Source organism: Microbacterium oryzae (assembly GCF_009735645.1).
Taxonomy (GTDB): domain Bacteria; phylum Actinomycetota; class Actinomycetes; order Actinomycetales; family Microbacteriaceae; genus Microbacterium; species Microbacterium oryzae.
Genome location: NZ_CP032550.1, coordinates 1,140,148 through 1,152,362 on the forward strand (window position 1 = coordinate 1,140,148; position 12,215 = coordinate 1,152,362).

Sequence of the window (12,215 nt, forward strand, 5' to 3'; positions counted from 1 at the left end):
GCGGCACGGCGGGTGGGAGACTGAGCGCATGCAGCAGCTCGACGGCGCCCCCGCTCCGGCGACCGATCTGCAGCAGCTCGCGCTCCTCGGCTTCGGCCACTTCACGACCATGCGCGTCGAGCACGGCGGCGTGCGGGGGCTGTCCCTCCACCTCGACCGGCTCGCGCGCGACTGCCGCACCGTGTTCGACGCGGATCTCGATCGCGACCGCGTGCGCGACCTGGTGAGCCGCGCGATCGCCGACGAGCCGGAGCCGGTGCTGGTGCGGGTGACCGTCTTCGACACCGAGACCGCGCTCGGTGCGCCGGGAGCGCCATCGCGGCCCCGCGTTCTCGTGACCCCTCGCCCCGCCACCGGCCCCCGGCCATCCGCTCTGCGCGTGCAGACAGCCGCATTCATGCGCGACCTGCCCGCCGTGAAGCACACGGGCCTCTTCGGCGCACTGCATGCGCGCGCGGAGGCGCAGCGTGCGGGCTGGGACGATGCGGTCTTCGCGGATGACCGTGGCCGACTCTCCGAGGGACCGACCTGGAACCTCGGGTTCGCGGCGGACGGGCGCATCGTCTGGCCCGAGGCGGAGGCGCTCGCCGGCGTGACCGCCGAGCTGCTCGCGCGGACGGCTGCCGGCACGCGCGCTCCCGTGACGCGCGACGATCTCGCCGGGATGTGCGCGGCGTTCGCGACGAACGCGGGCTTCGGCGTGCGGGCGATCTCCGCGATCGACGACGTCGCGTTCGATCCCGACCATCCGGCCCTCGCCGAGCTCGAACGGGCGTACCGGGCCATCCCCCTCGAGGCACTCGCCGCGCGACGATAGGAGAGCCGCGAGCCGCGGTCAACCACCGAGCGTCGCAGACGCCGTCGGGGTACCGTGACGCGGTGACCACGATCGTCTGGTTCCGCGACGACCTCCGCATCGCCGACCATCCCGCGCTGCACGCGGCCGCCGCGCGCGACGAGCCCGTCGTCGGCGTGTACGTGCTGGACGAGGAGTCCCCGGGCGTGCGCCCCCTCGGCGGCGCCGCCCGCTGGTGGCTGCACCACTCGCTGGCGTCGCTCGGCGAGCGGATGGCCGCGCGGGGTGCGCCGCTCGTCCTGCGGCGCGGGGCGGCGGCGGAGGTCATCCCGTCGCTCGTGCGCGAGCTGGACGCTCGCGCGGTGGTGTGGAACCGCCGCTACGGCGGGCCCGAGCGCGAGATCGACGCGGGCGTGAAGAGCGAGCTTCGGGCGTCCGGGGTCGAGGCCGGATCCTTCGCGGCCTCCCTGCTGTTCGAGCCCTGGACCATCCGGACCGGCGGCGGCACGCCGTACGCGGTGTTCACCCCGTTCTGGCGCGCCTGCCAGGCGATGCCCGCACCGCGCGCTCCGCTCCCCGCGCCCGAGGCGCTGCGTGGCCCCGAGATCGCGCCCGCATCCGACCGCCTGGATGACTGGGAGCTGCTGCCGACCGCGCCGGACTGGGCGGCTGGCCTCCGCGAGACCTGGCGCCCGGGCGAGCCGGCCGCGCGCGAACGGCTGCAGGCGTTTCTCGACGACGACGTGCGCGACTACGAGCGCGCCCGGGATGAGCCGGCGGGCGGGGCGACGTCCCTGCTCTCACCGCATCTGCGGTGGGGCGAGCTGAGCCCGCACGAGGTCTGGCACCGCGCGCTGGCGTCCGGCGCGGACGCGGGCGCGTTCCTCTCCGAGCTCGGCTGGCGCGAGTTCGCCTGGCACACGCTCTACCACCATCCGGATCTCGCCACGGCGAACCTCGATCGCCGCTTCGACGCGTTCCCCTGGCCGCCGCTCGATCCCGTCGCCCTCGAAGCATGGCGGCGCGGGCGGACCGGATTCGCGCTCGTCGACGCGGGCATGCGGGAGCTGTGGCACACGGGGACGATGCACAACCGGGTGCGGATGGTCGTGGCATCGTTCCTCGTGAAGAACCTCCTCATCGACTGGCGGCACGGCGAGGAGTGGTTCTGGGACACGCTCGTCGACGCGGACGCCGCGAGCAATTCCTTCAACTGGCAGTGGGTGGCGGGCTCCGGTGCCGACGCCGCGCCGTTCTTCCGCGTGTTCAACCCCGAGCTGCAGGCGCAGAAGTTCGACCCGCAGCGCCTCTACGTGCGGCGGTGGGCTCCCGACCACGCCGACGGGCTCGGCCCGATGCCGATCGTCGATCTGAAGGCGTCGCGCCGAGCGGCTCTCGACGCCTACGAGACGGTGAAGCAGCATCCGCGCTCGGGCGGGGAGACGGAAGCGGGGTAGGACTCCTTCCGGAGCCCTACCCCGCTCATGCCCGCCGGACTGACGCCCGGCATGGATGTCGCGTGACGCGGTATGGGCGACCCGCCATCCCCAGAGGGCGGGCTGCTCTCCGCGTCGCCTCGCTCAGGCGGCCACGCTGCGGCGCGCTGCCGCGCCTCGAGGTTCCGCATCTCGCGCGAACGGAGTGTGGGCGCTGGGCAGGAATCCAGGTCCGTCGCCGAGCATCGTCTGGCTCGCCGGTCGTCCCGAGTCCCCCGCACCTGCGCACACGTCGTAGCGGATGAAAGGCATCGTGCTCTCCTTGTGGGTGAGGCCCCAGTCCGCACACGACGATTCCGTGCTTCGAATGAACGAAGCGCGGCCCCCACGTCGTGGTGCGGTTCCTCACCTGGGATCCAGTAAAAACGCTCGGCTGGCTCTCAGGTGGAGGATGTGCGCGAATTAACCCCGCACTTCACCCCTTGCACCCGAGGGCTTCGAGTGGCATTCTTCCGCCGCGCAGATGCCCGGCGCGGACCCGCGGAGGGAGTGGATCGAGGATGTCGAGAGAGCGATTTCGCGACCGCCGGACCGCCGGGAGGGAGCTGGCAGCCGCCCTCCGCGAGCGCTCGTGGCGCGCCGATCTCCTGGTCCTCGCGCTCCCCCGCGGCGGTGTCCCCGTCGCAGCGGAAGTCGCCCGCGCCCTGTCCGCGGAACTCGACGTGCTCGTCGCGCGCAAGCTCGGCCATCCGGCGCAGCCGGAGGTCGCCATGGGCGCCATCGCGGGCATCGGCGACATCGTCGAGGCGGTGGAGAACCCCGCCATCGCCGACCCGCGCGCGATGGGCGCCGTGCGCGCGGCCGAGGAGGCCGAGCTGCGGCGCCGGCAGCGCACCTACCGCGGCGCGCGCCCGCCGGTGCGCATCGCCGGCCGGTCGGTGCTGCTCGTGGACGACGGCCTCGCGACCGGAGCCACCATGCGTGCCGCGGTCGCCGCCGCCCGGCGCGAGGATCCGGCCGAGTTGGTCGTCGCGGTGCCGGTCGCCCTGGGCGCGGCCGCCCGCGTGCTGCGGCAGGACGCGGATGAGGTCGTCTGCGTGTGGGACGCGCCGGGTCTCTGGGCGGTCGGCTCCGCGTACGAGCGCTTCGACCAGACCGGCGACGACGAGGTGCGGGCCCTGCTGTCCGAGGCGTGGGAGCGCGAGGGGCCGACCTCCTCGTAGACGCGAAAAAGCCCCGGTCACTGGCGAGAGTGACCGAGGCTGATCCGTGCACCCCCTGGGACTTGAACCCAGAACCCACTGATTAAGAGTCAGTTGCTCTGCCGATTGAGCTAGAGGTGCGTTCCGATCCGGTGGAATTTCATTCCCTCGAACCGAGGAACGACATTACCAGCGTCCGGGGGTCGGCGCGAATCGACCCTGTATCCCGGGCGCGCCGGAACCCCGCCGCACCGTTTCGCCGTGCGTCGCGGTGGCCTGAGGGCGGTGCGCCGCGCCGATATCCTGAGGGGGTGAACACCGTCTCGTCGACGCCCGCCGCGCCCGCCCTCGATGGGCTCGCCGACGACCTCGCGCTCGCGCTGCGCCTGGCCGACGCCGCCGACGCGCAGACGCTGCCGCGGTTCGACGCAGCCGACCTGCAGGTGTCGCGCAAGGCCGATCGCACCCACGTGACCGACGCCGATCTCGCCGCCGAGCGGGCCATCCGCGAGCTGATCACCGCCGAGCGCCCCGAGGACGGCATCTTCGGCGAGGAGTTCGGCCGCACCGACGAGGCCCCGCGCCGCTGGATCATCGACCCGATCGACGGCACCGCGAACTTCCTCCGCGGCGTGCCCGCGTGGGGCACGATGATCGCGCTCGACATCGCCGGCTACCCGCGCCTCGGCGTGGTGAGCTCCCCCGCGATGCGCCGCCGCTGGTGGGCGGCCGAGGGCCTCGGCGCCTGGACGAGCGTCGACGGCGGCGACCCGCGCCCGATCCGCGTCTCCGAGGTCGACGACCTCGACGACGCGAGCGTGAGCTTCCAGAGCATCGCCCAGTGGGATGGCGCGGGTCACCTCGACGCGCTCGTCGCGCTCTCTCGCCGCGTCTGGCGCGACCGCGCGTATGGCGACATCTGGTCGTACATGCTGCTCGCCGAGGGCCGCCTGGAGTTCGTCGCCGAGTTCGACGTCAAGGAGTACGACCTCGCCGCCGCCGCCGCCATCGTCACCGAGGCGGGCGGACGCATGACGTCGTTCACGGGCGCGCCGAGCGTGGCCGAGGGATCCGCGCTCGCGACCAACGGCGTGCTCCACGACGCGTTCCTCGAGCTGCTGTCCTCCGCTCCCCCGCTGGCCGCGCCATGATCCCGCGCGGCGGTCGATCCTCTCGTCTGGCGCTCGCGTCCGCGACGGCGCTGCTGGCCGCCACCCTGCTCGCCGGCTGCACGGCGACGGCACCGGGCTCCGACGCCGACACCGGCGACGACGGCGGGGGGTCCGGACTGCCGCCGACGTGCGAGACGATCATCGCCCCGGCCCTCGTCGCGCAGTTCGAGGATCTCGGCTGGACCGCCAGGACCGACCCGTTCTACATCGGCCCCCACGAGGTGCCGGGCGGCGTGAGCTGCACGTGGGGCGACTTCGAGGTCGAGGCGACCGACGTCGTCCAGATGTACGGCTGGGCGCCGATCGGCGCCGACGCCGCGACGAAGGAGGAGGACTTCCTCGTCGAGCAGGGCTGGCGGCGCGAGGAGGGCGACGGCGTCGTCTACCTCACCGAGAGCTCGCCGTCGGCGGAGTGGGCGGATGACGAGGGCTACGGCATGACGTACGCCTTCGGCGACGGCTGGGTCGCGCTCTCCGACACGAAGAGCGGGCTCGACGTCATCACCTGGCAGGGCTGAAGCCGCCGAACCTGCGGCAGAGTGGACGCATGACGACTCCCACGGTGCCGCGCATCCCCCTCTCCGACGGGCGCGCCATCCCGCAGCTCGGGCTCGGCGTGTACAAGATCCCGGATGGCGATGCCGCCGAATGCGTGCGCGTCGCGCTGGACGCGGGCTATCGGCACGTCGACACCGCCGCCCTCTACGGCAACGAGCGCGGCGTCGGCGAGGGCATCCGCACGAGCGGCGTCGCACGCGACGACGTCTTCGTCACGACGAAGGTGTGGAACGACGACCACGGGTTCGACGAGACGCTACGGGCGTTCGACGCGAGCCTCGACCGTCTCGGCCTCGACGAGGTGGATCTCTACCTCGTGCACTGGCCCATCCCCTCGCGCGACCGGTACGTGGAGACGTATCGCGCGCTCGAGCGCATCCGCAGCGAGGGCCGCGCGCGCTCCATCGGCGTCTCCAACTTCGCCGTCGAGCACCTCGAGCGCCTGCGGGCGGAGACCGAGATCGCGCCGGTCGTGAACCAGGTGGAGCTGCACCCGCTGCTCCCTCAGCGCGAGCTGCGCGCATACCACCGGGCCCACGACATCGTGACCGAGGCCTGGTCGCCGCTCGCCCGCGGGCGGCTCCTCGACGACCCGGCCCTGGCCATCCTCGCCGCGAAGCACGGCGTCGCGCCCGCGCAGGTCGTCATCCGCTGGCACCTGCAGCAGGGCACCGTCGTGATCCCGAAGTCGGTCACCCCCTCCCGCATCCGCGCGAATATCGACGTCTTCGGGTTCGAGCTCGACGACGACGACCTCGCGGCGATCGCCGCCCTCGAATCGGGCGCGCGCACCGGTCGCGACCCGTCGCTCGACTGACCGCGCGCTTCAGGCGCGCTTCAGCCCCGTCACGCCACACTGACACCATGCGCGTACTCGTGGTCGACGACGAGGTCCGGCTCGCGGAGGGCATCCGCCGCGGCCTCGAGGCCGAAGGGTTCGCCGTCGACGTCGCGCATGACGGCGTCGACGGGCTCTGGCGGGCGCGCGAGACGCGCTACGACGCCATCGTGCTCGACCTCATGATGCCCGGCATGAGCGGCTGGAAGGTGTGCGAGACGCTGCGCGCCGAGGAGAACTGGACTCCCGTGCTCATGCTCACGGCAAAGGACGGCGAGTGGGACCAGGTCGAGGCGCTGGAGACCGGGGCCGACGACTACGTCACCAAGCCGTTCTCGTTCGTCGTGCTCGTGGCCCGGCTGCGCGCGCTCATCCGGCGGGGCGCCGCGGAGCGCCCCGTCGTCCTCGAGGCGGGCGATCTGCGGGTCGATCCGCGCGCGCATCGTGTCTGGCGCGGCGACGACGAGATCGCCGTGACCGCGCGCGAGTTCGCGGTGCTGGAGCACCTCATGCGGCACCGCGGCGACGTCGTCTCCAAGCGCGAGCTCATCGCCGGCGTCTGGGACGATGACTTCGAGGGCGACCCGAACATCGTCGAGGTGTACGTCGGCCACCTGCGCCGGAAGGTCGACAAGCCGTTCGGACGTGCGGCGATCGAGACGATCCGCGGCGTGGGCTACCGATTGGCCGCGCATGGCGGGTGAGCGGCGCGGATGGTCGGTGCGCGCCCGCACGACGGCCGGCGCGGCCATCGTCGTCGGCCTGGCACTGGTGCTGGGCGCGGCGGCGTTCTTCGGCGTGCTGCGCGGCAGCGTCCTCGGCGCCGTGGAGCGTTCGACCGAGTCGCGCGCCGAGCAGCTGGTCGCGCTCGTCGAGGCGGATGGCGCGGGTGCGGTCGCGCAGATCGAGGACGAGATCGTGCAGGTGGTCGCGGAGGACGGATCCCTGCGCGCCGCGTCGGAGGAGGCCGGCCGCACGCCCCTGCCCGTCGACGACGACTCGCGGACGCTCGACGTCGACGGGGAGCCCGCGCTCGTCGTCTCCGAGGAGCTCGACGAGGGCGACGCCCTGCTCGTGGCGGCTCCGCTCGAGGACGAGCAGGAGACGCTGAACACCGTCGCCGCGCTCCTCGCGGTCGCCGTCCCCCTGCTGCTGGCGCTCGTAGCGCTGACGACGTGGCTCGTGACCGGCCGTGCGCTGCGCCCCGTCGCGCTGATCCGCCGCGAGGTCGACGGCATCACCGCGGAGCACCTCGACCGGCGGGTGCCCGTTCCCGCGACCGGCGACGAGATCGCCGCTCTGGCCGCCACGATGAACGGCATGCTCGACCGCCTCGACGACGCGGCCCGCGCGCAGCGCCGGTTCGTGTCCGATGCCTCCCATGAGCTCCGCTCGCCGCTCGCGACCCTGCGACAGCACGCCGAGCTGGCTCAGCTGCACCCGGAGACGACGTCGACCGAGGAGCTGGCCGAGGTCGTGCACGACGAGGGACTGCGCCTGCAGGGCATCGTCGACGCGCTCCTCCTCCTCGCTCGTCTCGGCGAGGGCGCCGCGGACGCCGTCGAGGCGGTGGACGTCGACGACATCGCCCTCGCGGAGGTGTCGCGGCTGCGCACGGCCGGATGCTCGGTCGACGGCGCCGGGATCGGGGCCGCGCGCGTGCGCGGCAGCGCCCGGCTCGTGGGACAGCTCCTGAGAAACCTCGCCGACAACGCCTCCCGCCATGCCCGCTCCCGCATCGCGATCGGCGTCGCTGAGCGGCGGGGGCAGGTCATCATCACGGTGGAGGACGACGGCGAGGGGGTTCCCGTCGACGAGCGCGAGCGGGTCTTCGAGCGCTTCGTGCGCTTGGACGCGGCCCGCTCTCGTGATGCCGGCGGCAGCGGGCTCGGGCTCGCCATCGTCCGCGGCATCGTCGACGCGATGGACGGCGATGTGCGCATCGACGACTCCCGCTGGGGCGGCGCGCGCTTCGTCGTGACCCTGCCCTCGCATCCCTGAAGACGCCTTCAGGTCGCTTCAGACCCGCTTCAGCGTCTCTTCGAGACCATCGGAACATGAGCGACAACGACACGATCCCCCAGTCCCCCGCCGACCAGCCCGCGCCATCCGCCCCCGTGAAGCGACGTCGAGGTCTGCTCGTCGGCGGGGCAACGCTCGCCGCCGTGCTCCTAGCCGGCGGCGGAGCCGCGATCGGCGCGGCCCTCTCCGACGACGATGACGACCGCGGCGAGCGCAGCGCCGAGCGCGACGGCGAGAGGAACGACGACGAGATGAACGACGGCGACGCCGCCGGCGGTGTCGCGGGCGACGAGGGCACGGGCGACGCCGCTTCCGGCGATGCCCGAACGGTCGGCGCCGACTCGGCGGCGGCCCTCGTCGACCTCGTCTCCGCCGCGACCGGCGTCGCCGACGGCGACGCGGTGAGTCTCGACGCGGAAGGCGGCGGTGCCTGGGAGGTGCAGCTCGAGACGGATGGCGGTGACGAGACGGAAGTCCGGGTCGCCTCGGACGGCGCCGCCGAGGTCATCGGGACGGAGACGGCCGACGCCGACGACCGGGCCCCCGCGCACGTGCTCGACGCGGAGACCATCGAGGCGCTCTTCACCGCCGCGACCGCCGACACCGCGGGGCGCGTGGTCGAGATGAGCAGCGACGACGACGCGAGCCCGTACGAGGTCACCGTGGTGGACGCGGACTCCCGCACGGTCGAGCTCACCTTCGACGAGGCATTCGCGGTCGTCGACCGCGACACCGACGACTGAGTGCGGGGAGCCCACGACGCGCGCCGGGCGACGGGCGCGGCCATCCGGATCGATATCCTGGGCGCATGCTCCCACCCGCGCGACGACCCGCGGGCGCGGCGCTCGCCCTGGCCGCCCTCCTCGCGACGTCGCTGACATCGTGCGCGACCGGGCCGTCCGCCGAGGAGCTGCGGGAGCGCGCGGCCTGCGCGGTCGACGCGCTCTCGGCGGCGGACGGGGTCGCCTTCGGCGTCGACCTCGACTGGGAGGAGCAGACCGTCGCCGAGTACGCCGATCTCCTCGGCGAGCACCCTGCGGACGTCGTCTCCTACGCGCCGATCCCCTGGCGGGAGGAGGATCGCGCGCACGTCCTCGATGCGGCGAAGCAGGCGGCCGACGCGGGCGCGGCGCAGCTGCTGACGCTGGAGCCCTCGGACGGACTGACGGCCGTGACCGACGAAGCGGTGTCGGACCTCGTCGAGACGCTCGTCGACGTCACCGAGCTCGGGGTGCCCGTGCTCGTGCGCTTCGGACACGAGATGAACGGGTCGTGGTATCCCTGGGGGCAGCAGCCCGAGGCGTACGTCACGGCGTTCCGGCGGGTCGCGACGGCGGTGCACGCCGACGTTCCCGGCGCGGCGATGATGTGGGCGCCGAACTACGGCGGCGGCTACCCGTTCCCCGGGCGCGCCTACTCCTACGCGCCGGACTCGGCGCAGGCCAGCGCGCTCGACACCGACGGCGACGGCGCGGTCACCGACGCCGACGACCCCTATGCGCCGTACTACCCCGGCGACGAGGCCGTCGACTGGGTCGGCATCTCGCTCACGCACTGGGGCTCGAGCTACCCTTGGGGCGAGAACGAGACCCCCGAGGCCGACAAGTTCGCCGCGCAGCTGACCGGCGCCTACGACGGTCTCGCGGGCGACGAGACCGCAGTGCCCGACTTCTACAGGGAGTACGCCGAGCGGAGGAACCGGCCCCTGGCCATCCCGAGCACCGCCGCTCTCGTGACCGGCGACGACGACGAGGCCGGGCAGGAGATCCGTCGCGTCTGGCGGGAGCAGGTCTTCTCGGAGGAGACGCGCCAGGACTTCCCGCTGCTGCGGCTCGTCAACTGGTTCGAGTGGGAACGCTTCGAGCCGGAGGCCGATGCGATCGTGCACTGGGCCGCGCTCGCCGACGAGGAGGAGCGGAGGCTGTTCCGCGCGGACGTGCCGGAGTGGGTGTCGTTCGGGGGCGGTGGCGACGGTTGCAGGTGAGGACCACTGAACGGACTGCTACTTTGTACTGACATAGATGGAGCGGTCCACCCGCAGTTCGAGGAGGCACCATGTTCGCGACCGGCGAGTCCTATCGGAAGCTCGACGGCGAAGCGCTCGCGCAGCGCATCGCCGAGGAGGAGGCCGAGCTGGACTTCGACTCCTTCGGCGTCGACGACGCGTGGGCTGTCGGCTCCTGGCTGCGTGACGCCGCGCGCGAGCGCGGCTACGGCGTGGGCTTCGCCGTCGTCCTCGGCGAGCACCGCGCGTTCCACGCCGCGACGGATGGCGCCGCCGCCGTCAACGACGCCTGGCTCGAGCGGAAGTTCCGCACGGTGCGTCACTTCGGCCACGCCTCGCTCGCCGTGAAGGCGCAGTACGAGCGGGGCGGCGGCTCGTTCGCCGCCGACTCCGCCCTCGACCCGACCGTGTACGCGGCGGCGGGTGGCGCGTTCCCCATTCGCGTGCGCGGATCGCTCGTCGGAGCGGCGGGTGTGAGCGGGCTCGAGATGCACGACGACCACGCCCTCGTCGTCGAGGCCCTGCGCGCGCACCGCGAGCGCCGCGGCTGAGCGGCCGCGGCGCGTCACGGACTGCTACGTTGCAACGACGTGCCGCCATCCTGAGGAGAGACACATGCCCACACGCGACCTGACCATGACGGACTTCGAGGAGACCGTGCTGGCGCCGGGGATCACGCTCGTCGATTTCTGGGCCGCCTGGTGCGGCCCGTGCCGGATGTTCGCTCCCATCTACGACGCCGCCTCGGAGACCCATGGCGACATCACCTTCGCGAAGGTGGACACCGAGGCGAACCGCGACCTCGCCGGCGCGATGCAGATCACGTCGATCCCGACCCTGATGGTGTTCCGCGACGACGTGCTCGTGTTCTCGCAGGCGGGCGCCCTGCCGGCGCCGGCTCTGGAGAGCCTCATCGAGCAGGTTCGCGCACTCGACATGGACGAGATCCGCGCGCACATCGCGCAGGAGGGCGACGACCCCGCAGCGGACTGATCATCCTCTGGATGTAGCGGGCTCATGCCTCGGAGCGATGCGCGGCGCTGCCCCCTTCGAGAGGCTCGAGTCATGCGAAAGACGAAGCTCGCCCTCACGGCCCTCGCCGTCACCACGGGCGCTGCGATCCTGCTCACCGGATGCTCGACCGTCGAGGACGCGCTCCACAAGGAGAAGCGCTCCACCTATGAGAACCTGACCGCGTTCGACGACGACAGCGGCATCGACGCGACCTGGCTGCCCGAGGACGCCAGCGGAATCGAGATCATCCGGTCCACTCAGGCCGACGACGCCGCGATCGCCCTCGAGTCGTCTGCCGACCTCTCCTCCGAGCTCTGCGCGCCGGTGGAGCGCCAGTCGGCGCCCGCGTACCAGCCCGGTCCGGAGGTCGACGTGTTCAAGATCTCCGACGCCTTCGCCTGCGGCGACTGGACCGTCGTCGAGACCGGCTACGGCTGGCTCGGCTGGTCCCCCGCTCACCCGGACGAGAAGGCGCAGAGCCCGTCGTAGGACGCCGGACAGAGAAGAACCCCCGGGTCGCCTGCTCTCGCAGGTGACCCGGGGGTTCTTCATGAGCGACAGTGGTCGGTGGAGCTGGGGGGAATCGAACCCCCGTCCAGCGCTGAGTCTCTGGGGCTTCTCCGGGCGCAGTCTGTGCAGGCGTTCTACTCGGCTCCGACCTTTGTCACAGACACCTAAGTCGACAAGCCCAGTCGAGGAAAAGTCCCGCACGGCGTCTCGACACCACCGTGCAGCAAGACCCCTAGATGACGCCAGAATCCGTGTCGGGATCACCCACGGTCTGACGGACTATCGGGCTCGCTTACGCAGCGAGGGCGAAGTCAGTGCGCTTGGTTTCGGCACTTATTGGTTCGCAGGGAGCGTTTACGAGATAACCCTGCATCCTCGGCCCGCTTCTCGCAGATTCACAAGCACTGTCGAAACCGATCAGCCCCGGGAATCCTTCGTGCGAAGGGAACCGCTGTCGCTCTGTGGAGTTGTCATCTCGGGTCTCCCCGAGCACTACAGACTACAACAGGATCGCCCCTGCTGTCATTCCCGGTCGCCCTCGCCGCACTCGGAGAAGACGAATCGCCGGGCCGACCTGGGCACTCCTCCCCTCCCACCGTCCTCTCGACCGCGATGTCCGAGGCTGGAAATAGTGTTCGAAGAACTCCTCTGGTGGAGCTAGA

Annotated in this window: 13 protein-coding genes, 1 tRNA gene and 1 other RNA gene; 13 read left to right on the forward strand and 2 right to left on the reverse strand. The window is 72.2% G+C overall.

Annotated elements, in window-relative coordinates; all coding sequences use genetic code 11:
* Positions 1 to 28 precede the first annotated feature (28 nt).
* The 3 genes from D7D94_RS05330 to D7D94_RS05340 all read left to right on the forward strand — a co-directional run bounded on the left by D7D94_RS05330 (position 29) and on the right by D7D94_RS05340 (position 3,455).
* Complete coding sequence (locus tag D7D94_RS05330; protein WP_156241640.1) at positions 29 to 817, forward strand: aminotransferase class IV; 789 nt, start codon at positions 29 to 31, stop codon at positions 815 to 817.
* 62 nt (positions 818 to 879) lie between these two features.
* On the forward strand, positions 880 to 2,253 hold the full coding sequence (locus D7D94_RS05335; protein WP_156241641.1) for a cryptochrome/photolyase family protein: 1,374 nt from the start codon (positions 880 to 882) through the stop codon (positions 2,251 to 2,253).
* A gap of 539 nt (positions 2,254 to 2,792) precedes the next feature.
* Positions 2,793 to 3,455: a phosphoribosyltransferase gene (locus D7D94_RS05340; protein ID WP_156241642.1), complete on the forward strand. Its 663-nt coding sequence runs from the start codon at positions 2,793 to 2,795 to the stop codon at positions 3,453 to 3,455.
* 47 nt (positions 3,456 to 3,502) lie between these two features.
* Here the strand turns inward: D7D94_RS05340 and D7D94_RS05345 are convergent.
* Positions 3,503 to 3,575 (reverse strand) — tRNA-Lys (locus D7D94_RS05345).
* Between the two features lie 170 nt (positions 3,576 to 3,745).
* Between D7D94_RS05345 and D7D94_RS05350 the strand changes: the two genes are divergently transcribed.
* From D7D94_RS05350 to D7D94_RS05395, 10 genes are all read left to right on the forward strand, one after another.
* A complete protein-coding gene (locus tag D7D94_RS05350; RefSeq protein ID WP_156241643.1) occupies positions 3,746 to 4,585 on the forward strand; it encodes an inositol monophosphatase family protein in 840 nt (279 codons plus the stop codon).
* A complete protein-coding gene (locus D7D94_RS05355; RefSeq protein WP_156241644.1) occupies positions 4,582 to 5,124 on the forward strand; it encodes a hypothetical protein in 543 nt (180 codons plus the stop codon). The genes D7D94_RS05350 and D7D94_RS05355 overlap by 4 nt, the downstream gene beginning before the upstream one ends.
* 29 nt (positions 5,125 to 5,153) lie before the next feature.
* Positions 5,154 to 5,981 (forward strand): aldo/keto reductase, encoded by an 828-nt coding sequence (locus D7D94_RS05360; RefSeq protein WP_156241645.1) that lies wholly within the window; start codon positions 5,154 to 5,156, stop codon positions 5,979 to 5,981.
* A 47-nt stretch (positions 5,982 to 6,028) separates the two neighbouring features.
* Positions 6,029 to 6,706, forward strand: a complete 678-nt coding sequence (locus D7D94_RS05365; protein WP_156241646.1) for a response regulator transcription factor — start codon at positions 6,029 to 6,031, stop codon at positions 6,704 to 6,706.
* A complete protein-coding gene (locus D7D94_RS05370) occupies positions 6,696 to 8,003 on the forward strand; it encodes a sensor histidine kinase (protein WP_156241647.1) in 1,308 nt (435 codons plus the stop codon). The genes D7D94_RS05365 and D7D94_RS05370 overlap by 11 nt, the downstream gene beginning before the upstream one ends.
* A 56-nt stretch (positions 8,004 to 8,059) precedes the next feature.
* The gene (locus tag D7D94_RS05375; RefSeq protein WP_156241648.1) at positions 8,060 to 8,767 is read left to right on the forward strand and encodes a hypothetical protein; all 708 of its coding nucleotides are present in this window, start codon (positions 8,060 to 8,062) and stop codon (positions 8,765 to 8,767) included.
* Positions 8,768 to 8,832: 65 nt separating this feature from the next.
* Positions 8,833 to 10,008, forward strand: a complete 1,176-nt coding sequence (locus tag D7D94_RS05380; RefSeq protein WP_156241649.1) for a glycosyl hydrolase — start codon at positions 8,833 to 8,835, stop codon at positions 10,006 to 10,008.
* A 71-nt stretch (positions 10,009 to 10,079) separates the two neighbouring features.
* Positions 10,080 to 10,580, forward strand: coding sequence for a heme-degrading domain-containing protein (locus tag D7D94_RS05385; protein ID WP_156241650.1), 501 nt, complete (start codon positions 10,080 to 10,082; stop codon positions 10,578 to 10,580).
* A 64-nt stretch (positions 10,581 to 10,644) separates the two neighbouring features.
* Positions 10,645 to 11,022: a thioredoxin gene (trxA, locus tag D7D94_RS05390; RefSeq protein ID WP_156241651.1), complete on the forward strand. Its 378-nt coding sequence runs from the start codon at positions 10,645 to 10,647 to the stop codon at positions 11,020 to 11,022.
* Positions 11,023 to 11,094: 72 nt separating this feature from the next.
* Positions 11,095 to 11,532 (forward strand): hypothetical protein, encoded by a 438-nt coding sequence (locus D7D94_RS05395; protein ID WP_156241652.1) that lies wholly within the window; start codon positions 11,095 to 11,097, stop codon positions 11,530 to 11,532.
* A 76-nt stretch (positions 11,533 to 11,608) separates the two neighbouring features.
* On the opposite strand, the gene ssrA is transcribed toward D7D94_RS05395, so the two are convergent.
* Positions 11,609 to 11,978, reverse strand: a transfer-messenger RNA (tmRNA) gene (gene ssrA, locus D7D94_RS05400).
* Positions 11,979 to 12,215 lie beyond the last annotated feature (237 nt).